At 71.5% G+C, this 22,342-nt stretch carries 14 protein-coding genes and 1 pseudogene; 6 read left to right on the top strand and 9 right to left on the bottom strand.

What is annotated here, in order from left to right:
* Window positions 1–25: 25 nt before the first annotated feature.
* Together panD and AC07DF_RS07095 are read right to left on the bottom strand one after the other, a co-directional pair.
* The gene (panD, locus tag AC07DF_RS07100; protein WP_478967750.1) at window positions 26–445 is read right to left on the bottom strand and encodes an aspartate 1-decarboxylase; all 420 of its coding nucleotides are present in this window, start codon (window positions 443–445) and stop codon (window positions 26–28) included.
* A gap of 221 nt (window positions 446–666) precedes the next feature.
* The gene (locus AC07DF_RS07095; protein ID WP_478967748.1) at window positions 667–936 is read right to left on the bottom strand and encodes a hypothetical protein; all 270 of its coding nucleotides are present in this window, start codon (window positions 934–936) and stop codon (window positions 667–669) included.
* On the opposite strand from AC07DF_RS07095, the pseudogene AC07DF_RS07090 reads away from it, so the two are divergent.
* From AC07DF_RS07090 to AC07DF_RS07080, 3 genes and pseudogenes are all read left to right on the top strand, one after another.
* Window positions 907–984: pseudogene (locus AC07DF_RS07090) on the top strand (hypothetical protein); the annotation flags it as partial. The gene AC07DF_RS07095 and the pseudogene AC07DF_RS07090 overlap by 30 nt on opposite strands.
* 30 nt (window positions 985–1,014) lie before the next feature.
* On the top strand, window positions 1,015–1,497 hold the full coding sequence (locus AC07DF_RS07085; protein ID WP_478967746.1) for a sensor histidine kinase: 483 nt from the start codon (window positions 1,015–1,017) through the stop codon (window positions 1,495–1,497).
* A 20-nt stretch (window positions 1,498–1,517) separates the two neighbouring features.
* Window positions 1,518–2,252 (top strand): response regulator, encoded by a 735-nt coding sequence (locus AC07DF_RS07080; RefSeq protein ID WP_478967744.1) that lies wholly within the window; start codon window positions 1,518–1,520, stop codon window positions 2,250–2,252.
* Between the two features lie 205 nt (window positions 2,253–2,457).
* Here AC07DF_RS07080 and AC07DF_RS07075 read toward each other — a convergent pair whose 3' ends face one another.
* Both AC07DF_RS07075 and AC07DF_RS07070 read right to left on the bottom strand, forming a co-directional pair.
* A complete protein-coding gene (locus tag AC07DF_RS07075) occupies window positions 2,458–3,117 on the bottom strand; it encodes a hypothetical protein (protein ID WP_478967742.1) in 660 nt (219 codons plus the stop codon).
* Window positions 3,114–4,001 carry an ATP-binding cassette domain-containing protein gene (locus AC07DF_RS07070; RefSeq protein WP_478969431.1) on the bottom strand — a complete coding sequence of 296 codons (888 nt, stop codon included), beginning with the start codon at window positions 3,999–4,001 and terminating at the stop codon, window positions 3,114–3,116. Before AC07DF_RS07070 ends, AC07DF_RS07075 begins: the two co-directional genes overlap by 4 nt.
* 581 nt (window positions 4,002–4,582) lie before the next feature.
* Here AC07DF_RS07070 and AC07DF_RS07065 point away from each other — a divergent pair.
* Both AC07DF_RS07065 and argB read left to right on the top strand, forming a co-directional pair.
* Entirely contained in the window at window positions 4,583–5,209 is a 627-nt protein-coding gene (locus tag AC07DF_RS07065) for an isochorismatase family protein (RefSeq protein WP_478967740.1), read from the top strand.
* A gap of 128 nt (window positions 5,210–5,337) precedes the next feature.
* Window positions 5,338–6,144: an acetylglutamate kinase gene (gene argB / locus AC07DF_RS07060; RefSeq protein ID WP_478969429.1), complete on the top strand. Its 807-nt coding sequence runs from the start codon at window positions 5,338–5,340 to the stop codon at window positions 6,142–6,144.
* Here the strand turns inward: argB and AC07DF_RS07055 are convergent.
* The 3 genes from AC07DF_RS07055 to AC07DF_RS07045 are packed head-to-tail and all read right to left on the bottom strand — an operon-like array spanning window position 6,131 to window position 8,481.
* Complete coding sequence (locus AC07DF_RS07055) at window positions 6,131–6,649, bottom strand: GNAT family N-acetyltransferase (protein ID WP_478967738.1); 519 nt, start codon at window positions 6,647–6,649, stop codon at window positions 6,131–6,133. The genes argB and AC07DF_RS07055 overlap by 14 nt on opposite strands.
* Before the next feature lie 36 nt (window positions 6,650–6,685).
* The gene (locus AC07DF_RS07050) at window positions 6,686–8,260 is read right to left on the bottom strand and encodes an amidohydrolase (RefSeq protein ID WP_478967736.1); all 1,575 of its coding nucleotides are present in this window, start codon (window positions 8,258–8,260) and stop codon (window positions 6,686–6,688) included.
* Between the two features lie 8 nt (window positions 8,261–8,268).
* Window positions 8,269–8,481 carry an MbtH family protein gene (locus tag AC07DF_RS07045; RefSeq protein ID WP_478967734.1) on the bottom strand — a complete coding sequence of 71 codons (213 nt, stop codon included), beginning with the start codon at window positions 8,479–8,481 and terminating at the stop codon, window positions 8,269–8,271.
* A gap of 94 nt (window positions 8,482–8,575) precedes the next feature.
* On the opposite strand from AC07DF_RS07045, the gene AC07DF_RS07040 reads away from it, so the two are divergent.
* Complete coding sequence (locus AC07DF_RS07040; protein WP_478967732.1) at window positions 8,576–9,682, top strand: alpha/beta hydrolase-fold protein; 1,107 nt, start codon at window positions 8,576–8,578, stop codon at window positions 9,680–9,682.
* Between the two features lie 53 nt (window positions 9,683–9,735).
* Here the strand turns inward: AC07DF_RS07040 and AC07DF_RS07035 are convergent, their stop codons facing one another.
* A complete protein-coding gene (locus AC07DF_RS07035) occupies window positions 9,736–11,436 on the bottom strand; it encodes an ABC transporter ATP-binding protein (protein ID WP_478967730.1) in 1,701 nt (566 codons plus the stop codon).
* Window positions 11,426–22,342 carry a non-ribosomal peptide synthetase gene (locus tag AC07DF_RS07030; protein ID WP_478967728.1) on the bottom strand — a complete coding sequence of 3,639 codons (10,917 nt, stop codon included), beginning with the start codon at window positions 22,340–22,342 and terminating at the stop codon, window positions 11,426–11,428. Before AC07DF_RS07030 ends, AC07DF_RS07035 begins: the two co-directional genes overlap by 11 nt.

Raw genomic sequence — 22,342 nt, 5'->3', positions numbered from 1 at the left:
GTGCTCCTGTCCCGTGTGCGTCCGGTCAGGCCCTGACGGCCTGCGGGCTGCGCTGCTGGTCCGAGCCCGGCACTGGCTCGGACGGGTCGGCGCCCAGGGCCACGATCTTGTTGTCGCGGTCCACGTGCACGACCCTGGGGGTGAGTGCCCGCGCCTCGGCGTCCGTCACCTGTGCGTAGCTGATGATGATCACGAGATCGCCGGGGTGCACGAGATGCGCGGCGGCCCCGTTGATCCCGATCACCCCGGATCCGCGCTCGCCCTCGATGACGTACGTCTCCAGCCGGGCGCCGTTGGTGATGTCCACGATGTGCACGAGCTCGCCGGGCAGCAGATCGGCGGCGTCGAGCAGGTCGGCGTCGATGGTCACCGATCCCACGTAGTGCAGGTCGGCCTGGGTGACGGTGGCGCGATGGATCTTGGACTTGAACATGGTACGGAACACGGCAAGACTCCCGATTTGTCTGCTCCCTGCCTGCGTCCGCAGGTCAAAGGCGTTGCCCGGAGGGTACATCGATTGGCCTGTCCGGACAGCTGTCGTCGGCTGTCGCAGGGCTCACACGGACCCACTGCTGACTTCCAGTCGATGCAGAGCGCCTGAAGGAGCGCCTCGACACGCCCAGTGGCTCGCCCGCCGTCCACGGCGGGGCGGCCAGGACGACGGGATCAGGCGTCGCGTCGCCTGAGCACCAGATAACCGCCCAGCAGGGCCACCGCGTTCCAGGCCAGCATCACCAGCAGCCCGGTGCCGGGTCCCAGGACCGACTCCTCGTTGGGCACCACCTCGATCATGCGCGTGGCCGCCTGGTCGGGCAGGAACTGTGCCACGGGCCGCAGCGCGGAGATGTTGTTGAGCATGGGGGAGACGAAGAAGAAGAGCGGGATCAGGATGACCAGCGACGACAGATCGTCGTCAAGGCGTCGATCGCCAACCACGTCGCACGGTCCAGGCCCCAGGAGGCGTACGACGCGCTCCGGGTCATCGAGTCGATCAGCCGCAGCGCGCTGAACGATGTGCGGGTCCTGCTCGGGGTGCTGCGCTCGGGGATCCCCGGCGAGGCCCCGGTGGCCGCCGAGACCGCCCCGGCGCTGGGCGTGGACGCTCTGCCGGAGCTGGCCGAGCAGGCGCGTACCGCGGGCGTCGTGGTGGACCTGCGGGTCATCCACGCGGACCGGCTGCCGGAGGGGGTGGGACGCTCGGTCTTCCGGATCGTTCAGGAATCCCTGACCAATGTCGTCAAGCACGCCTCCCCCACTCGGTGCAGGGTCGTGGTCGAGGCAGCCGCCGACGAGGTGAGCATCGAGGTGACCGATGACGGGCGGACCGGGGTGAGCGCACGGATGCGGCCGGGCGGGCAGGGGCTGGTGGGGATGCGGGAACGCGTGGAGGCGTACGGCGGCACGTTCTCCTCAGGCACCATGCCGGAAGGAGGGTTCCGGGTGGCGGCTCGTATCCCCTTTGAACGTGTCCTCAGTGCTGCCGAGGGAGACCGGTGAGTTCCCGGGATGAGGCTGTCATGAGCCACGAGGACGACATCCGCGTCGTGGTGGCGGACGACCAGGCTCTGCTGCGGGGCAGCTTTCGGGTCCTGGTGGACAGCGAGCCCGGCCTCCGGGTGGTCAACGAGGCGGAGACCGGGGCGGAGGCGGCGGAACTCGCCCGGCGCCGGCGTCCCGACGTCCTGCTGATGGACGTGCGGATGCCGCAGATGGACGGTATCGAGGCGACCCGGCTCATCCGCGACTCGTCCGAGGGCGCTGATACCCGGATCCTCATCCTGACCATGTTCGACCTCGACGAGTACGTGTACGCCGCGTTGCGCGCCGGGGCCAGCGGCTTCCTGCTGAAGGACACACAGCCCGATGAACTGCTGCGGGCCATCCGGGTTGTGGCGGCCGGTGAGGCGCTGCTGGCGCCCTCGGTGACCCGCCGTCTGATCGCCGAGTTCGCCGCCCGGCCCGAACCGGCGAAGGTGCGCCCGGCCGACTTGGCGGGCGTGACCGAACACGAGCGGGAGGTGCTCCTGCTGATCGCTCGCGGTCTGTCCAACCCCGAGATCGCGCAGCGGATGTGCGTGAGCCTGGCCACCGTGAAGTCCCACGTGGGCCGGCTCCTCGCCAAGCTCGACGCACGTGACCGGGCCCAACTCGTCATCGTCGCCTACGAGTCGGCTCTGGTCGCGGCGGAGGGGCCGTCCCTCACCCCGGACCGGCGTCCCGGGCCCGGACGGCTGCCGCCACGCGGTCGGTGACCCGCGGCTTGGCGAACGGACTGGTGATGTGGTTGCGCACGGTCTTGTTCGACAGTACGAGCGTGCTGGCGATGCGTTCACACAAGTTCCCGGGCCGCCACGTTCCTGAGCAGATGCGCGCGAACAGGGCTGATCGCCGGCTCTCCCCCTCAGTCTTCGGGTCTTCGGTTCGGCGCGGGACGCGGGCGTTGCCTCCCGCGGCGCCCTACTCCCTGCGTGCGGCGACGAACTGTGTGACGGCCGTGGACGCGGCCAGGATCAGGACGGAGGTCAGGAGCATGCCGCTCGTGGGGGCCAGCAGTTCCGCCGCGTCGGGTGTCGTCGACATCAGGGTGAACAGCCGGTTCACCGGGGGCATGCCCTTGGCGAAGAGGGCGCCCATCACCAGGGCGAGCGCGGCCACCAGTGCGTATCCCTGTCGCTTGAAGACGAGCCGGGAGCACAGCACGCCGATGGCAATGCCCACGAGCGCACACGTGAGCTGGGCCTCGACTCCCAGGACCAGATCGGCCACGGTGACGTCGTAGCTTCCCATCCACAACGGGAACAGCAAGCCGAAGACCATCAGGACCAGACAGCTCAGCAGCGCCGTACCGACAGCCGCCAGCAGGACCCTCAGGGGCCGGCCGCCGGAGGTGACGACGACGATCGCCCGCTGTGTGGGGTCGTCCAGGCTCATCAGCGCGACGGTGAGCCAGGTCGAGCAGACGAACAACGCACCGGCGGAAGAGGCGTAGGCGGGGGGCAGCGGGCCGCTGCCGTTGACGGTCAGCACTCCCATCAGGCCCATGAACAGAAGCAGGGGGGCGAGGTAGCGCTGCGTGTGCACCACGGTGGCGAACGTGTAACGGATGAGAGCGATCACCGCACGTCTCCATCGGTCGCGACGTCCTGCGTACGATGGTTCAGCACCGCCCCTGTCACCCGCTCGACGGACCAGCCGTGCTGCAGTGCGGTGTACAGCAGGGCGTCGGTGCTCTCGCGTGTCACTCTCAGTCTCACCCCGGGCACGTCCCGGCTCACCGCCAGCACACCCTCCAGTTCCTCCCATGCCAGGTCGCTGGGCACCGGGCCACTCGGGAGCCGGGTCAGAACGACGTCGGAGGAGGGCCGGTACTCGATCGGCCGGGGCTCCGGGCCCCGCAACGCGACCCGGCCCTTGCTGACGACGTAGGTTCGCGTGGCACGGGCCCGGGTCACCGACTCCCTGTGGTCGGTGAACAGCACGGTGCCTCCGGCAGTCGCGACCTCGCTCATGATCTCTGCGAGCACGCCGTGGGCGTCCGCGTCGAGTCCCGACCACGGTTCGTCCAGAACGAGCAGCCCCGGCTCCAGCAGCAGGGCCTGAGCCAGCGCGACCTTCTGCGCGTTGCCCTTCGACAGGCTCCGCAACGGTGCCTGCTTGCCGCCCACCAGGGCGAGCCGGTCCAGCAGCCGGCTGGCCCGCGACGAGGCGGCCGATGTGGTCAGACCGCGTACCCGGCCCATGTGTGTCAGGTACGCCACGGCCGACATGCGTTCGTTGGGGGAAAAGCGGTCGGGGACGTAGCCCACGACCGGTGGCCGGGCGGCCACCCTGCCGGCGGTCGGCCGTGACAGCCCCACCGCGATGCGCAGCAGTGTCGACTTCCCGGAACCGTTCCCACCGGCGAATGCGACGACCTCTCCGGCCGGGGCATCGACATCGACGTCTCTGAGAATCCAATCGCCACGGCCATAGCGCTTGCCCACTGCTTCAAGTCGTAACAAGTGAACTCCTCTGTCCGGTGTTGCGACCCTGGATGCCTGCAGATTAGGCCTCGCGCTCGCGGCAGAAGCACAGCCCCGATCCGCGAAAGTGGCAGCGAGCCGGTCCCGCCCGTCCTCGAACTCGTCCGCGGGGAGCGCACTCACCGAGAGCCGCAACTCGTTCGGGGAACGGCACCGCCCGCGAGGTGCCGCGCGGGCGGACGATCTGGACCGCTCCCCGCGTGCTGACATGGTGTTGCGCGCCGCGGCGACTTCCGTGCCGTGCTGCTGCTCGATGGCGGTCAACTGGCTCTGGCTGTCGGCGATCCGCCGGTTCGGGATTGGCTGGCCCGCCTTGTCCGCCGTGGGAGTTTCGGGCTTGGTGAGGCCGGTCAGGACTTCGACGCCGAACAGATCACGCATGGTCTTGCTTGATCTGGACCCGATACCCGTGTGGTCGGCGGCGGTTGTGCGTCAACTCCAGCCCCACGGAGCTCAATTTAGGTTAGGCTAAGCTAAATTTCTCGTGGGGGTCCGGACCCGCGTCGCGTGATCGGGGGGAGAGAATCACCATGGGCTTGCCGGCCATCGGCTCCTATCCCATGCCGGATCGCTCCGCGATCCCCCGGTCGCACGTCTCTTGGCGGATCGACCCGGCACGTGCCGCGCTTCTGGTCCACGACATGCAGAACCACTTCGTCCGGGCCTTCCCCGCCGGCCGTGCCCCCGTGGTGGAACTCGTCGACAACATCGCGGCGCTCAGGGAACTCGCCGACACCCTGGACATGCCGGTCGTGTTCAGCGCGGAGCCCGCCGGGCAGCCACCCGCGCAGCGAGGGCTGGTCGGTGACATGTGGGGGCCGGGGATAGGGGACGAGCCGGATGCCGCGGCGATCGTCGCGCCCCTCACCCCCCGGCCCGGCGAGCATCTGCTGGCGAACGTGCGCCACAACGCCTTCCTGCGCAGCCATCTCGGCAGGCTGCTGCGTTCGCAGAACCGGGACCAGCTGATCATCTGTGGGGTGCACGCGCACCTCGGTGTCCTGCTGACCGCGGCGGACGCCTTCATGAACGACATCCAGCCGTTCGTCGTCGCCGACGCGGTCGCCGACTTCTCCGCCGAGGAGCACACCCTGGCACTCCGGTGGGCCGCGCGCACCGGCGTGGTCTGTACGACGGACGGGCTGCTGCGCGCCCTGCTCCTGCACCGGGAGCGGAGGAACGCGTGACGCCCGCGGCGCGGAGCACCGGTGCCTTCCTCGACACACCCCCGAATTGGAGTGACTCCGTGAGCGTGACCCAGGCCGACCCGGTCGCGACAGGCTCTCCCCGCCTTCCCCAGCCCCCGGGAGACCTCCTGGGCAGCGCGGTCGTCGTCAAGTTCGGCGGCAACGCCATGGTGGACGCGAGTCTGCAACGGGCCTTCGCCCAGGACATGGTGGAGCTGTGGCACGCGGGTCTGCGCCCGGTCGTCGTGCACGGCGGCGGGCCGCAGATCAGCGCGATGCTCGACCGGCTGGGCCTGGAGACCCGTTTCGAGGCGGGTCTCAGGGTCACCACGCCGGAGGCCATGGACGTGGTGCGCATGGTGCTGACGGGCCGGGTCCAGCGGGAGCTGGTCGGCCACATCAACGCCCATGGTCCCTTCGCGGTGGGCCTGACCGGCGAGGACGCGCACACGATGACCGCCGTACGGCGACCGGCCCTGGTCGACGGCAAGCCGGTGGACATCGGGCTCGTCGGCGACATCGTGGACGTGAACCCGGCGATGGTGCGCGCCCTGCTGGAGCAGGGGCACATCCCGGTCGTCTCCCCCGTGGCACGCGGCGCGGACGGGCAGGTCTACAACGTCAACGCCGACCTCGCGGCGTCGGCCCTCGCCGTCGCCCTCGACGCCGAGCGGCTGGTGATGCTCACGGATGTCGAGGGGCTGTACGCGGACTGGCCGCGCAGCACCGAGGTGATCGGACGGCTGACGGCCGGTGCGCTGGACGCGCTGCTGCCCGGCCTGGCGAGCGGGATGCTGCCGAAGATGGAGGGCTGTCTGCGGGCCGTCCGCGGCGGCGTGCGCAAGGCCCATGTGGTGGACGGACGCGTGCCGCACGCGGTGCTGCGCAGTGTGCTCGCCGAGACCAGCCCGGGCACGACCGTCACAGAGTTTTGACCAGGACCCGGGCGTTGCGTCGCGGGTCCAGGGACTCCGACCAGGCCCGGGGCGCCAGTCGGGCGGTCGTGGGCGCGAAGCCGTAGCGGAGGAAGAGGCCGCCACCGCCCGTGGTCGCCGTGAACAGGGCGGGGAGCGACCGGGCGCGGGCAGTGGCCAGCACCGCGCGCAGCAGTCCGGCTCCCGCTCCGCTCCCCTGCCGGTGCTCCGCGACGCAGAAGTTGTAGACGACACCCGCGGGCCCGTCCTCCCCCGGTGCGGCCGGGTACACACGCAGGCCCACGCACCCGTCGAGGGTGCCGTCAGGGGCCTCCGTCACGAAGAAGCCGGCCGCGTGAGCGGCGTAGACGGAGAGCGGGCGTTCCCGCAGCGCACCCGAGCGTACGAAGGGGCGGGACAGGGCGGCGAGCGCGGCGGCCTCGTCCGGGCGGGCGGTGCGCACCGAGGGCGACGGCGCGAGAAGTGCGTGCGGCAGCGCGGCAGGGCGCGGCGTAGCCGTGGTCAAGGGATTCCTTCCTCGGTACCGGTACCGGGCCCGGGATCAAACGCTCGGACGGCTCGGGCGGCCGTCGACGTAGGTCTCGACCACCTCGATGTCGCCTATACGGGAGGTGTCGACGCGCCGGGGGTCGTCACCGAGCACGACCAGGTCGGCGCGTTTGCCGGGGGTGAGACTCCCCAGGCTGTTCTCCCAGTGGCAGGCGTGGGCGCCGGCGACGGTGTACGCGTGCAGGGCCTCGTCGACGGTGACGGCCTCGTACGGGCCGATGACCTGTCCCGAGGCAGAGGCGCGCTCGACCATGAACTGGACGGCCCGCAGGGGCGATCCGTCGGCGACGGGACGGTCGGAGCTGCCCACCAGCGGAATGCCGTGGTCCAGGAAAGCCCTGCCCCGGTACAACCACGGTGCGCGTTCCGCGCCCATGATCGACGCGTAGTCGTCGCCGAAGTACCGCAGGAAGTTGGGCTGGATCACCGCGCTGACACCGAGTCGCGCGAAGCGCGGGAGCTGGTCGGGCCGGATCAGCCCGGCGTGTTCGATGCGGTGGCGTGCCTCGGGCCGGGGCCTCAGGCGCTGGGCACGGTCGAGGGCGTCCAGGGCCACGTCGGCCGCCCGGTCGCCGATCGCGTGCACGGCGAGCTGCCAGCCGGCGAGGTGGCCGTCCACGATGAGGTCCGTGAGCGCCTGCGGGTCGTCCTGCAACTGCCCGGTGTGGTCGAGCCCTTCGTACGGGCTGCTCAGCGCGGCCGTACGGGCCATCATGCCGCCGTCGGTGTAGATCTTCAGCGCGCCCACGGAGAGCCGGTCGTCGCCGAACCCGGTGCGCAGGCCGAGGTCGAGGGCCCGCGGGATGCCGTCGGTCTCGTGTGCCGCGACCGGGCGCAGCCGGTCCCCGGACACCATGAGCTGCACGCGCAGCGGCAGCAGCCCCTTGTCCCGGGCGAGTTGGTAGGCGCCGAGTTCGACGGGGCTGTGGCCGAAGAGCGTGCCGCCGATGCCCGCTTCGGCGCAGGCGGTGACGCCCTCCGCGAGGCAGGTGCGGGCCGCCCGGCCGATCGCCTCGGCCAGGTCCTCCTGGGAGTGCGGCAGCCGCAGTGCGCGGGCGGCGCCCATGGCCTGCTCGGCGAGGAAGCCGTTCTCGTGCGGGATGTCGGCGGGCAGCAGGTCCAGGACGGCGGTGTTGACGACGCAGCCGTGGCCGGAGTCGTGCAGCAGGAAGAGCTTGCGTCCGTCGCTGACCTTGTCGAGGTCGGCGGCGGTCAGATGGCGTCCCAGGGCCCGCTGGTCGTAGCCGGCGATGCTCACCCAGTCGCCGGGCGCGCGGGTGCGGGTGACGGCTTCCGCCACGACCTCGAGTACGTCGTCGATCCGGGTGCGGCCCGCGATGCTCGGGGTGTTCTGTTTGAACCCGGTCCAGGCGAGGTGCACATGGGCGTCGACGAACCCGGGGAGCACGGTGGCACCCTGCAGGTCGATCACCTCGCGGGCGGGCAGGGAGGTCACGGCCTCGTCCAGGCCGGCGATCCGGCCCTGCCAGATGCCCACGTCATGAGCGACCGGATGGTCCGGGTCCATGGTGAGGAAACGGGCGTTGGTCAGCCTGGTGCACAGCATCGGAGAGGTCAGGCGTCCATCGTCGCGGCGAGGGACCGGGGGCGCAGGTCCGTCCAGTGGGTCTCGACGTACTCCAGGCACGCTTCCCGGGTGTTCTCGGCGAAGGCGACCGTCCACCCTCCGGGCACCTCGGCGAACGACGGCCAGAGTGAGTGCTGGCCCTCGTCGTTCACCAGGACCAGGAAACGGCCTTCGTTGTCGTCGAAGGGGTTGGTGCTCATGCTCGATGCCTCCTCGGAAGGCCAAGATTAGGTTAGGCTCGCCTAATTGACTGGAGCTTAGCCTTTGTCCCTTCCCTCTCACAAGGAGACGTTCATGCGCCTGGTCGCGGCCGACATGGAGGACGCCGACGCCTTCGCCGGGTTCGGGCTGCCCGGCGTTCCCGGCACCGACGAGTTCTGGGCCGCCGCGGGCGCGCCCGCCTCGAAACCCGCCGAGGACGGCGGTTGGGTGACCCTGTTCCTGTGGCGCGGGTCGGAGGCGAGGGTCGGCTTCGAGAGCTGGTCGGAGCCGGTTCGCCTGCGCCGCTGGGCCGACTCGGACTGCTGGTACGCCGAGGTGCGCATGCCCGAGCGGCTGCGGGTGACCTACCAGTTCCTGGTGGACGACGCGGCGTACGCCGACCCGTTCAATCCGGCCGGTGCGGGCGGTGACCGGTCCATCGCGGCGACGCCGGACGCGCCGGAGCAGCCGCACTGGCCGGTTGTCGGTGCCGACGAGGTGCTGCCCCTGCCGCTTACCCGGATTCGCTGGACCAGTGAACGGCTCGGGGGGCGGCGGACCGTGCGGGTCCATCCGGTGGGGGGCGGTGGGCCGGTGGTGCTGCTGCTCGACGGGGACGACTGGTTGTATCTGCACCCGGCCATGACCGCGTTCGACTCGGCCGTGGCGGCGGGTGAGTTGCCGCCGGTGACGCTGGTCTTCCTGCCGGCCAAGGACCGGGCCGAGGAGTTCACGTGCCGGGCCGGGTTGTGGGAGGCGGTGCGGGACGAACTGCTCCCGTTGGTGGCGGAGTCGGGGGTGCGTGCCGATCTCGACCGGCTGGTGGTCGCCGGGCAGAGCCTCGGTGGGCTGAGTGCGGTGTACGCGGCACTGGAGTATCCCGAGTTGGTGTCGCGGGTTGCCTGCCAATCGGGGTCGTTCTGGTGGCGGCCGGGTGCCCTGCGGGCGGCTGATCCGTTGGGAGGGCCGGTGGGGGGTGTGATCGCCGAGCGGCTGCGGGCGGGTGTTGATCTGTCGGGGCTACGGGTGGCGTTCGATGTCGGGGAGCATGAGACGCGGATGCTGCCGCACTGCGGCCTGGTGGAGAGCCTGGTCGAGCGGGCCGGGGCGACCGTGCGGGTTTCGCGGGCCGCGTCCGGCCACGATCGTGCGGGGTGGCGGCATGCGTTGGTCAGGGATGTGGCCTGGGCGCTGCAATAGTCATCCGCGGGCCGGTGGGGGCTGGTCGCGCAGTTCCCCGCGCCCCTGAGAGGTCACCTCGCAACCGCCGAGCAGTAGGCCTGGTCCTTCGCCAGGAGGTTGCGGTGGGTGTCTTCGGCCGTGATGGTGCCGTCGTCCAGGACCAGGACCCGGTCCGCGGCGTCCAGGAAGGCCGGGCTGCTGGTGATGACGATGGTCGTGCGGCCCCGGCGCAGCTTCGCCACGTTGCGGGCGATGAGTTGTTCGGTGACCGCGTCGACCGCGGTGGTGGGGTCGTGCAGGACCAGGACGTCCGAGTCGGCCGCCAGCGCCCGGGCCAGGGACAGGCGTTGGCGCTGGCCTCCGGAGAGGTTGGCGCCGCGGTCGCGGACGCCGTAGTCGAGGCCGTCGCGGTGCAGGGCTACGACGTCGGTCAGCATGGACGCCTCGACGGCCTCGGGGACCGAGCCGCTGGTGCCCGAGGGGTCGATGTTGGTGCGCAGGGTGCCGGCGAAGATCTCCCCGTCGTACGGGTTCACGAGGATGTGCTCGCGGACCGCCTCGACCGACAGGTCCGCCAGCTCCTGCCCGCCGACCCGGACGGCTCCCTCGTACGCGTCGGGCGGGACGTTCACGGCCAGGACGGCCGCCAGGTCGGCCGCGGCGCGCGGCTGGTAGGCGGCGATGGCGACGAACTCGCCGGCCTCCACCTGGAAACGCACCTTGTTCAGGGACCCATGGCGGACCGAGTCGATCTCCAGGTCCGCGCCCGGGGCCGGTCGCCCGGCCCCCGGGGTCGTGACCGGCGGCGCCGACAGCACCAGCGCCATCCGCTCGGCCGAGGCGCGCGCGATCATCACGTACTTGGGCATCTCCGAGAACAGCTTGAGCGGTTCCATGATGAACTGCGCCAGGCCCACGGCCATGACGAGTTCCCCGATGGTGATCCGGCCGTCGAAGGCCAGCCAGCCGGCCGTCAGGGTCACGGCCCCGGCCAGGACCGCGTTGAGGGCCAGCGCGGTGCCCGCGTACACGCCGTTCACCTTGGCGACGACGATCGACTGGTGCCTCGCCTCGGTGCTGACCTTGCGGTAGGAGCCGAACGCCGCGTGGTTGCCGCCGAATCCGTGCAGTGGGCGCAGGCCGGTGATCAGGTCGGCGACCTTCGCGCCGGCCCGCGCCACCCTGGCCTGCTGTTCCTGGGTGCTGCTGCCGATCCGCCGTGACATCACGCTCAGGATCGACAGGATGGCGACGGTACCCACGATGACCAGCAGGCCGAGCCGGATGTCGGCGAGGCCCAGCGCGACCGCCGCGACCAGCACCGCGACCAGCGAGCTGATCAGCAGCGGCACCACTTCGATGATGTCGGCGGTCTGGTCGGCGTCCTCGGTGGCGATGGTCAGGACCTCGCCGGACTTGAGGTCGACGTCCCTGGCCACCGGTTGCAGGCCGCAGGCCGCGACCTTCACCCGCCAGCGGTGTGCCTCGGTCGTGTTGGCCTTCTGCAGGATCCGCATGCCGAACCGCCACGACAGCGACACGGTCGTGATGATCACGGCCAGCGCGGCGATCGACAGGGCGAGCGCGCCGAGGCTCCGCTCACCCCGCATCGTGTGCTCGACGATCATGCCGAGCGCGATGGGGAAGGCCGTCTCGCCGGCCTGGTAGAGGCCCATGAGGACGGTGCCGCCGGCCATGGCGCCGAGGTTGCGGCGCAGGGCCGTGCGGAGGATGGCGGCCCCGAAGCGGGGCCGCTGCGTGTCAGTTGTCATCGAGGTGGCGGGCAATCGCTTCGGGGGTTCGCAGGGTGAACAGGTCTCGGATGGTGATCACGGGGCCGAACTCGCGGCGGAGCAGCCCGATCAGGCGTACCGCCAGCATGGAGTGTCCCCCGAGGGACACGAAGTCGCTCACCGCGCTCACCTCGTCGTCGTCCAGGTCCAGTGCCTCGGCGAAGTACTCGCAGACCACGGTCTCGGTCTCGGTCCGTGGGCCACGCTCCCCCACCGTGGTCAGCGCGCCGAGCGGCTTGGCCTCGGGCAGCGCCTTGGTGTCAGCCTTCCCGTTCACCGTCAGCGGGATGCTGTCGACCTGGGCGTAGTGCGTCGGCCGCAGGAAGTCCGGCAGCCCTGCGCCCACGTCGGCGGCGACCGCCGCCAGATCCGCGCCGTCCAGCACGAGGTACGCGGCCAGCCGGTAGGCGCCGTCGACCTGCGGGTCGGGCTGGGCGACGGCGGCGGCGAACCGGACCGCCGGGTGCGCGGCGAACACGGCCTCGACCTCGCCGAGTTCGACCCGGTGGCCCCGGATCTTGACCTGCTGGTCGGTGCGGCCCAGGTACATCAGGTTGCCGTCGGGCCGGCGGACCACCAGGTCCCCGGTGCGGTACATGCGCTCCCCGGGCTCCCCGAACGGGCAGGCGACGAAGCGGTGCGCGCTCTGGGCGGGCTGCCCGAGATAGCCGCGCGCGATCCCGATGCCCGACACGTACAGCTCGCCGGGCACCCCGTCGGGCAGGGGTCGCAGCCACGGATCCAGCACGTACACGTCCGTGTTGTCGATCGCGACGCCCACCACCGGGTCCTCGCACTCGAAGGTGCCGACGCCCAGGGTGTTGATGGTGTACTCGGTGGGCCCGTACAGGTTGTAGCCGACCGTGCCCTCGGTCTCGGCGAGGCGCTGCCACAGCGTCGGGGTGACGGCCTCGCCGCCCAGCAGCACCAGCGCCGGCCGGCGTTCCGGGTTGTCCAGCAGGCCCTCGGCCACCAGTTGCTGCGCGTAGGTCGGGGTCACGTTGATGACGTCGATCCCGTGCTCCAGGCAGTACTCCACCAGCGCGGGCGCGTCGCGGCGCAGCTCCTCGTCGCAGATGTGCACCTCATGGCCGTCGGCGAGCCACAGCAGCTCCTCCCACGACATGTCGAACGCGAACGACACGGTGTGCGCGATCCGGAAGGTCCGGTGGCCGTGCTCCGCCAGCACCGGCTCGAAGATCCGGCGCTGATGGTTGATCAGCATGTTGGTGAGCCCGGCGTACTCGGTCACCACGCCCTTGGGCTTTCCGGTCGACCCGGAGGTGTAGATCGTGTACGCGGGGTGCCGCAGCCGGTCCGGGTCGTCCGGCGCGAACGTCACGTACGGCTCGGCCTCGGGAAGAGGCCGGTCCAGTTCGATGAGGTCGCCGGTCAGCCGGGGCGAGACGGCGCTCACGGTGAGGATCACGTCCGGGCGGGCGTCGTCGACGATCGCGGCGATCCGCTCGTCCGGGTGGTCCAGCTCCAGCGGCACGTACGCGGCGCCGACGCGCAGGACGGCGAACAGCGCCGCGATCCAGTCGAGGGAGCGCGGGATCGCGAGGCCCACGGTCGTCTCGGGGCCGATGCCGCGCGCCGCGAGCACACCGGCGACCGCGCGGCTGCGGTCCCGGAGCTCGGCGAACGTCATCGTCGCGCCGTGGGCGACGAGTGCCACCCGCTGCGGGTCTCGGTCCGCGGCCTGGTCGAACCGGTCGACCACGGTGTCGGTACCGACATCCGTACGCTCGCCCGGAGCGGGCTCGGGTCCCAGCCCCCGCAGCGCTCCCACCGGCCCGGTCGACCGGGCCAGGTCCTGGAGGACGCTCAGGTAGTCGTCGAGGAGACGGCGGGCGCCCGCGGTGTCGCCGTCGCGGTACTCCAGCTTGACCGTGAGCCGGTCGCCGGGCGTGACGACCCAGGTGAACGGGTAGTGCGTGGAGTCGTCGGCCTTCACCGAGGTGATGCCGTGCCGGGCGTTCATCTCGGCGAACGCGTCCATGTCCAGGAAGTTCTGCAGCACGAACAGGTTGTCGAACAGGGTGTCGTGCCCACTGGCCCGCTGGATCTCGCCGAGCCCCAGGTGTTCGTGCTCCATCGCCTCGACCCGTGCCGTCTGTACGGCCGACAGGTACGCGCGGACCGACTGCTCCGGCCGGGCCCGCGTCCACGTGGGCACGGTGTTGAGCAGCACGCCGACGATGTCGTCCAGGCCCTCGCCGTCGCGGCCGGAGACGGTCACGCCGAACACGGCGTCGCTGCGGCCGGTGTGCGCGCCGAGCAGCAGACCGAACGCGCCGGTCAGTACCGAGTTCAGTGTGACGCCGTGCACGCTGGCCGCTGCACGCAGTGTCTCCGACTGCTCGGCGGACAGCGTGTGTACGAGTGCGCGCGGCAGGTCGTCCGAGAGGGCCGGCGCCGGTCCGGCGAGCAGCGTCGGGCCGGGAAGGGCCGCCAGGTGCTCCGCCCAGAAGCGTTCCGATACGGCGGGGTCCTTGGCGTCGAGCGCCCGGGCGTACTCCTCGAAGCTCGGCGTGGCCGGCGTCGGGTCGAGCGGCTCGCCCGCGAGGACGGCACGGTAGGACTCGAACAGGTCCCGCAGGACGATCTCGCGGGACCACCCGTCCCACAGCAGCAGGTGGTAGCTGAGCAGCAGGCCGTCGCGGTCGTCGGGCAGCCGCACCACGGTCAGCCTGATCAGCGGCGGCTCCCCCGGGTCGAACCCGGTGTCGCGGTCCCGGGCGCGCAGGGCGTCGACCTCCGCGTCCGTCGACAGGGCGACGGTACGGACGTCGACCCGCCGGCCCGCCTTGAGGACCTGGACGGGGTTTCCGTCGTCGTCCGTGGTGAAGCCGGCGCCCACGACCGGGTGCCGTGCGATCACGTGCGCCATCGCCTCGGCCAGCGCGCCGGTGTCCAGGCGCCGGTCGAAGGTGAACCAGCTCTGCGCGACGTAGTGTCCGGCCGTGCCCGCCAGCTGGGCCTGGAAGAACAGGCCGCGCTGGAGCGGGGTGACCTGTGCGGTGCGCTCGGCGGTCGTGGCGGCGTCGGCGATGTGCTCCAGCGCTCCGCGCCAGTGCTCGGTGATCTCGTCGGGTATGCCCTCGGCGAGGGTGAACTCGGCGAGCAGGCTGCCGGTCGCCTCGTCGGTCCAGGCGTTGACCTCGACGGCGTACGGGCTGCCCTGGTCGCCGCCGGTGAGGTGCAGCGCCTGGGACTCGCTGCCCCGGCCGAGGTAGTTGAACAGCACCTGCGGGCGGGCGGTGAGCAGCGGGGCCGTCTGCGGGTCGAGGTACCTGAGCCGGCCGTAGGCGACGTGGGCGCGCTCGTCCGGCTGTCGTTCGGCGACCTCGCGGGCCGCGGCGACCGGGTCGGTGTGCGCGGTGAGCCGTACGGGGGCGATGGAGGTGAACCAGCCGACGGTACGGGTGTAGTCGTGCTGTTCGAGGACCGGGACCCGGCCGTGCCGCTCCAGTTCGATCGCGAGATCGGTGGGCGACGGCTGGATCCGGGTCAGCGCGGTGCGCAGGGCGCCGCACAGCAGCTCGGTGAGACCGACGCCGAGTGCGGCGGGTGCCGTGCGGGTGAGGCGGTCGCTCACGTCGGGGGCGAGCACGACGGTGGTCTCGCGCAGTCCGCCGACCGTGGGCAGCAGTTCGGGTGCCTGCAGCGTGGTGGTCCAGTGGCCGAGGTCGTCGAGTGCGTGGTTGGAGTGGAGCGTCAGTGCTTCGGCGTACTCGGCGTACGACGTGGTCGGCGGTGCGAGCGTCTCGCCGCGGAGTGCCGCGGCCAGGTCGTCCAGCAGGATCAGCCAGGAGACCGAGTCGACGGCGAGGTGGTGCACGGTGACGACGAGGGTGCGGGTGGCTTCCAGCCAGGCGAAGGCGATGACGTTTCCGGACTCGGGGTCGAGCTGTGCCGCGGCCTCGTTCGCCACGGCCGTGGCGTCGGTGGTGTCCGGTCGTACGACGGTGACCTCGTGGGCCGGTTCGGTGCGCAGGGCCCACACGCCGTGTGTGGTGCGCAGGCGCAGTCGCAGGGTCGGGTGGGCGGCGACCACGGCGTTCGCGGCGCGCCGGGCGTCCGTGAAGGTGGCGCCTTCGGGGGCCTGGAGGGTTCTGGCCTGGGCGAATCGGGTGAGGGAGCCGCCGAGTTCACGTTGGCGCAGGATGATCGGGGTCGGGGTGAGGGGGCCGTCCTCGCGGCGGGCGGGGGTGGGGGCGGCTGTCCGCGGTGTGCTCGTCGCCAGGTTGTCGGCCAGTGCGCGGGGGGTCTTGAGCAGGAAGACGTCCCGGGGTGAGATCCGCAGGCCGAGGGTTCGGGCCCTGTTCACGACCGAGATGGCGACGATGCTGTCGCCTCCGGCGTGGAAGAAGTCGGTGTCGGCGGCTATGTCCGAGCCGGGCAGTGTCTGGGTGAAGATCTCGATGAGGGTGGTGACCGCTGAGTTCTTGTCCGCGGGTGCGTGGGGGCTGGTCGCGCAGTTCCCCGCGCCCCTTAGGGACATAGCCGCACGCTCGGTCAAGATCTTCCGGTCCAGCTTGCCGTTCACCGTCAGCGGCAGGGCGTCGACCGTCATCACCCGGCCCGGGACCATGTGCACCGGCAGCTTCGTGGACAACAGCTCGGTGAAATCAGCCGGCATCTGGCCCACCACGTGCGCGACCAGGTGATCGCCGCTCTCCGCCACCGTGACGGCCACGTCCACCACACCGTCGAGTTCCCGTACGGCGGACTCGACCTCGCCGAGTTCGATGCGGAAGCCCTTGAGCTGGACCTGGTCGTCTGCGCGGCCGGTGAACTGCAGCTCGCCGTCGAGGGTGCGGATGGCCAGGTCGCCCGTGTGGTACATGCGGGAGCCGTCGTTCGCGAACGGGTTCGCCACGAAGCGGCCGGCGGTGAGTCCGGGCCTGCCGAGGTAGCCGAGCGACACCTGGTCGCCGGCGACGTAGATGGCGCCGACCTTGCCGGGCGGCACCGGGCGGAGCCGGTCGTCGAGCAGGTAGGTGACCAGGCCGGGGATCGGGCCGCCGATCGGGCTGACGTCGTCGCCGGGGCCGAAGTCCTCGTCGGTGAGCACCCGGTGGGTGACGTGGACGGTGGTCTCGGTGATGCCGTACATGTTGACCAGCTCAGGCACGCTCGTGCCGTGCCGCTCGACCCAGCCGCGCAGCCGCCCGAGGTCCAGGGCCTCGCCGCCGAAGATGATCCGGCGCAGTGCGGGCAGCGGCTCGCCGGAGAGCCGGTCTGCCTCGATGAACTGGTAGAAGGCGGACGGGGTCTGGTTGAGCACGGTGACCCCGCGCTCGCGGACCAGCCGGTGGAAGTCGACCGGGGAGCGCGTCAGCCCGTACTCGGGCACCAGCAGCTCACCGCCGTACGCCAGCGCGCCCCACAGCTCCCAGACCGCGAAGTCGAAGGAGAAGGAGTGGAACTGAACCCAGACGTCCCGCGGGCCGAAGTCCATGTCGGGCTGGGTGTTGGCGAGCAGCGTCACCACACTGGAGTGCGGGACCGCCACGCCCTTGGGCCTGCCGGTCGATCCGGACGTGTAGATCACGTACGCGGGGTTGTGCCAGCTCACCTCGGGCTCGGTGGCGATGTCGCCCACCGGCAGCTCGTCGCCCTGGACGAGCACCCGGGCCGGTACCTCCGCCCTGGCCAGCAGCTGTGTGAAGCGATCACGCTGTTCGCGGTCCACCAGGACGACCTGGGGGGCCGCGTCGGCGAGGATGTACTCCAGCCGGTCGTCCGGGTACGCCAGGTCGAGCGGGACGTACGCGCCGCCCGCGCTGACGATCGCGACCAGGGCCACGACCTGCTCCAGGGAGCGCGGGACAGCGACCGCGACCCGCTTGCCCGGGCCGACGCCGGCCGCGCGCAGGGCGGAGGCCAATCGGTTCTTGGTGTCGGCCAGTTCGCCGTAGGTCAGGGACCGGGTGCCGCCGTCGAGGCCGCACTGGGTGACGGCGGTGGCGGCGGGGTCGCGGTGCGCGGCGGCGTCGAACAATCCGCCCAGCGTCGTCGGTGTGATCGGTGCGGGACGCCGCTCGCTGTCGGGTGCCAGGTCTCCGACCGGGGTGTCCGGCCGGGTGAGCAGGCCGGTGAGGGTGTGGGTGAAGGTGTGCAGGATCGCCCTGGCGGTCGTCTCCCGCAGCAGTTCGGCGTCGTAGATCAGGTTGAAGCGCGGTCGTCCGTCGAGCGCGCGCTCGACCACCAGCGTCAACGGGTAGTGCGGGGCGCCCTCGTTGACGAGGTCGGTGACGACCAGGGTGTCGCCGGGTCGTCGCAGGGCTGCGACGTCGGTGGCCACGTCGAACACCACGAGGGTGTCGAACAGGGAGCCCGCGCCGGCCTGGCGGCCGATCCTCGCCAGGGACACGTGCTGGTGCGGCAGGACCGCGCTCTGGTGCTCGCGCACCGAGGCGAGCAGGTCGCCCCCCGTGGCCCCGGAGGCCCAACGGGCCCGTACGGGGATGGTGTTGATGAACAGGCCCACCATGTCCCCGATGCCGGGCACCTCGGCGTCCCGGCCGGAGACGGTGGAGCCGAACACGACGTCGCCGCCGTGCAGTATGCCGCCGAGTGTCACGGCCCAGGCGCTGTGCACGGCCACGCTCAGGGGCACGCCGGCCTCGCGGACGGCGGCGTCGAGGTCGCCCTCCGGCTCCACGGCGGTGTCGGCGAACCGGTCGGACGGGGTGTGGTCCTCGGCGACCAGTGAGGGGCCGGGCAGGCCGGCGAGTTCGGCGCGCCAGACGCGGTCGCTCTCGTCGTCGTCCCGTCCGGCGAGCCAGTGCACGTAGTCGGCGAAGCCGCCGATCGGGTAGACGGTCCCCGGGGCGTGGTACTCGGCCAGCAGAGCGCGGAGCATCGGCGGCACCGACCAGCCGTCGGCGATGATGTGGTGCACGGTCTGCACCAGGACGTTCCGGCCGGATCCCGCGCGGACGAGCGTGTACCGCATCAGCGGGCCGGTGGCCAGGTCGAATCCGGCGCGGCGGTCCCGCTCGGCGAGGTCGCGTATCTCCTCGTCGGTGATGCCGGGACGGTCGACCGTGGCGAAGGGTGCCTCTACGCCGTTCTCCAGCACGGAGACCACGCGGCCGTCGGCGAGGGCGGTGAAGCGGGCGGCCAGGTTCGGGAACAGGGTGAGCAGGCGGGTGGCCGCCGTCGCGAGCCGGTCGGCGTCCACCTCGCCGTCCAGGGTGAGGAGTTGCTGCTCGACGTAGGAGCCCGCCGAGTCGTCGTCGAAGACCGAGTGGAAGTACAGACCCTCCTGGAGCGGGGTCAGCGGCAGGATGTCCCGCAGCTCCGGGCCGTCGAGGGCGTCGACGTCGGTCTGGGTGAGCGGCACCAGGGGGAAGTCGCTGGGCGTGTGGCCGCCCTGGTCGAGTGCGGCGAGGGAGGCCAGGGCCTCCCGGAAGTAGTCGCCGATGGCCGTGATGTCGGCGTCGGTGAACATGCCGTCGGGCCAGGAGATGGTGGTGACCAGCTCGTAGTCGCCGGTGGAGGCGGCCGGTTCGGCGATCGCGTTGAACTCCAGGGCGCGGGGCAGGCGCATCTCCGGGTCGCGCTTCTCACCCAACTGGCCGGTGGTGCCCGCGAGCTGCCAGTCGCCGGGGGCGCCGGCGGCGAAGCGGCCCAGGTAGTTGAAGAGCACCTGCGGCGAGGGGGCGTCGAACTCGCTGCCGGCGAGGTAGCGCAGGGCGCCGTAGGAGACGCCGTTGTCCGGCACCCGGGCGAGGTCTTCCTTGACCGCCTTGAGGGCGGCGGCCAGATACGCGGGGGTGGTGAGGTCGTCCGCGGTGCCGGGGTCGACGGTCACCGGGAAGAGGGTGGTGAACCAGCCGACGGTCCGGGACAGTTCCGGTTCGAAGCCGGCGGAGCCCGCGACGAACTGTCCTTCGCGGCCGTGGCCCTCGAGTTCGATATGGGCGAACGTCTGGTCCTGGCCGAGGTCGCGGCGCCAGCGGGCGAGGGCGACGGAGAGCGCGGTCAGCAGGACGTCGTTGACGCCCGCGTGGAACTTCGCGGGGATCTCGCCCAGCAGCGCGGCCGTGATCTCGGGGCCGGCCGAGACGGTCCGCAGCCGCTCGTGCGCGACGGTGTCGGCCTCGGACAGGGCGCGCCTGCCGATCGGCTGGTCCTCTCCCGGCAGGGGGCGCCGGTAGTAGGTGCTGTCCGCGTCGAAGGCGGCGCGTTCCAGCAGCTGGGTCCAGCGCCGGAACGACGTGCCCACCGGGGGCAGTTCGATCGGCGTGCCCGAGGTGCACTGGCGCCAGGCCGTGGCCAGGTCCTCCATCAGGACGCGCCAGGACACACCGTCGATCACCACGTGGTGGGCGACCAGGACCAGTTGCCGTGCCGCGCGGCGCCACACGGCGTGCAGCATGGCGCCGCCCTCGGGGTCCAGCCCCTCGGTGGCGAGCGCGACGCACTCCTCGACCGGCAGATCACTCTCCTGCCAGGTCACGGACGCCCCGTCCGCGTCCGGGATGTCGAAGCTCCAGCCGTCGCCGCGGACCAGCCTGGCGCGCAGCATGTCGTGGTGCCGGACGAGGGCCGAGAGGGTGTCGTCGAGGGCGTCCGCGGTCAGGTCCGCCGGGGTGGTGAGCACCACGGACTGGACGAAGCCGTCGACTGCGTCGGTGGTCTCGCCGAGCCACTGCACGATGGGCGATCCGACGACGGTTCCGGTGGGGACGTCGCCGTGGTCCGCGGTGGAGACGTCCTCACGGCTGGCGACCGCCGCCAGTGCGCCCACGGTGCTGTGGGTGAAGATCTGCCGTGCCGTGACATGGAGGCCCTCGTCGCGCAGGGCGCTCAGCAGGGAGATCGCCAGGATGCTGTCGCCGCCGAGCTGGAAGAAGTCCTGGTCGACACCGACCTCGTCGAGCCGCAGGACCTGCGCGACCGCGGCGCACACCGCGCGCTCGTCGTCGGTGGTGGGGCGGACGAGCGAGCCCGTGTCGATCGTGGGCTCGGGCAGGGCGTTGCGGTCGAGCTTGCCGTTGGCGGTGAGCGGGAACTCCTCCATCACGACGAGGTGGGTCGGCACCATGTACTCGACCATGTGCTCGCCGGCCCACGCCTTGACCTCGTCCGCCCGCAGGTCCTCGCTGCCCGCGGCCGGGATGACGTAGCCGACGAGGTAGGTGCCGCCGGCCGTGTTCTTCTTCGCGACGACGCAGGTGTGCCGGACCCGGGGGTGTTCGGCGAGGCCGGCCTCGACGTCCTCTATCTCCAGCCGCATGCCGCGGATCTTGATCTGGTTGTCGGCGCGGCCGAGGAAGTCCAGCGATCCGTCCGGGGCGAACCGCGCGAGGTCACCGGTGCGGTACAGCCGGGAGCCGTCGGAGGCGAAGGGGTTGGCCACGAACCGGGAGGCGGTCAGGCCGGGGGCGTTGACGTAGCCGCGGCCCAGCAGGAAGCCGCCCACGTACAGTTCGCCGCCGACCCCGACGGGGACCGGGCGCAGCTCCTCGTCCAGGACGTACAGCTGGGTGTTGGGGTTGGCTTTGCCGATGGACGTCGACAGGCGTTCCGCGGCGCCCCGGTAGATGACGTGCGAGACGCCGATGGTCGTCTCGGCGGGGCCGTAGCCGTGGTACATGGGAATGTCGAGCTTGGTGCGGAACCGCTCGTACAGCTCGGGGGTGAGCACCTCGCCGCCGCACCACACGTGCCGCAGGCTGTCCAGGCGGCCGGTGTCGCCGGCCATCTCCAGCAGCACGTCCAGCATGGACGACACCAGGTAGGTGAAGGTGACGCGCTGCTCGGCGATGACGCTCAGCAGATGGTGCGGGTCGCGTTCACCGCCGGTGCGCAGGACCACCAGCCGGCCGCCGGAGACCAGGGGCAGGAAGATCTCGTTGATGGATATGTCGAAGGACAGCGGCGCCTTGAACAGGGAGGCGTCGTCGTGGCCGAAGCCCAGGATCTCGTTCACCTGCCACAGCAGGCGTTCGCTGATCGCCTCGTGCCGGATCATCGCGCCCTTGGGCCGCCCGGTCGAACCGGAGGTGAAGATCACATACGCCAGGGCGTCGCCGAGGACGGTGACGCCGGTGCCCTCGGCGGGGTAGGAGGCGTACCCCCAGTCGCCGAGGTCGACGGCCACGGCCTCCGGTTCGGCCGGGTCGTGCTCGCCCGAGGCGTTGAGCTGCAGGACGACCCGGGCGTCCTCGATGACGACGGCCCGGCGCGCGGCGGGCCACTGCGGGTCGAGCGGGACGAACGCGCATCCGGCCTGGAGCGCGGCGAGCAGTCCGATCACCATGTCGGCGGAGCGGGCCAGGGAGATGCCGACAACCTGTTCGTGGCCCAGTCCGCGGGCGATGAGGTGGTGGGCCAGCTGGCTGGAGAGCTCGGCGGCCTGACGGTAGGTCAGCGAGCGGTGCTCGTCCACGATGGCGATGGCGTCCGGTCTGGTCCGCGCCTGCTCCCGGAACATCTCGACGATGGTCGGGCGGACCCGGTCGGCCTCGTTGTCGTTCCACTCGGCCAGGGTGCGGAGCCGGGCGGCCACGCTGGACGGGCCGATGGTGCCGAGGGGCCGGTCGGGGAAGTCGGCCAGGTCGTCCAGCGCGAGCTGCGCGTCGGCCGGCGTGACGCCTTCCGGGACGGTGATGCTCCGGCCGTCCGGGCTCACGTCCCAACCCCCGGGCGCCGTCCCGCCGTTGTCGACCCACCCGAGGACGTCGGCGAAGAGCGTTCCGGGGGTGAGGTCGATGCCGTCGGGGCTCTGCCCCGTCGCCCAGTACGACAGACCGATGGCGCAGGCTTCGGCGATGGTCCTGTCCGGATAGTCACCTGTGCGCCGGCGGACATCTGCCAGGCGGGTGGGAGAAAGCAGTGCGAGACGAGCGCGCGGTTCCATCAT

The sequence above is a fragment of the Streptomyces sp. NPDC044719 genome (assembly GCF_056433405.1).
This window is presented reverse-complemented; position numbering and strand designations above follow the sequence as displayed.

Excerpts from the sequence above, each read along its gene's own strand:
- AC07DF_RS07080 (WP_478967744.1), top strand. The coding sequence starts at position 1,518 with ATGAGCCACGAGGACGACATCCGCGTCGTGGTGGCGGACGACCAGGCT.
- AC07DF_RS07065 (WP_478967740.1), top strand. The coding sequence starts at position 4,583 with ATGCCGGATCGCTCCGCGATCCCCCGGTCGCACGTCTCTTGGCGGATC.
- AC07DF_RS07050 (WP_478967736.1), bottom strand. The coding sequence starts at position 8,260 with ATGCTGTGCACCAGGCTGACCAACGCCCGTTTCCTCACCATGGACCCG.
- AC07DF_RS07045 (WP_478967734.1), bottom strand. The coding sequence starts at position 8,481 with ATGAGCACCAACCCCTTCGACGACAACGAAGGCCGTTTCCTGGTCCTG.
- AC07DF_RS07040 (WP_478967732.1), top strand. The coding sequence starts at position 8,576 with ATGCGCCTGGTCGCGGCCGACATGGAGGACGCCGACGCCTTCGCCGGG.
- AC07DF_RS07035 (WP_478967730.1), bottom strand. The coding sequence starts at position 11,436 with ATGACAACTGACACGCAGCGGCCCCGCTTCGGGGCCGCCATCCTCCGC.
- AC07DF_RS07030 (WP_478967728.1), bottom strand. The coding sequence starts at position 22,342 with ATGATGGAACCGCGCGCTCGTCTCGCACTGCTTTCTCCCACCCGCCTG.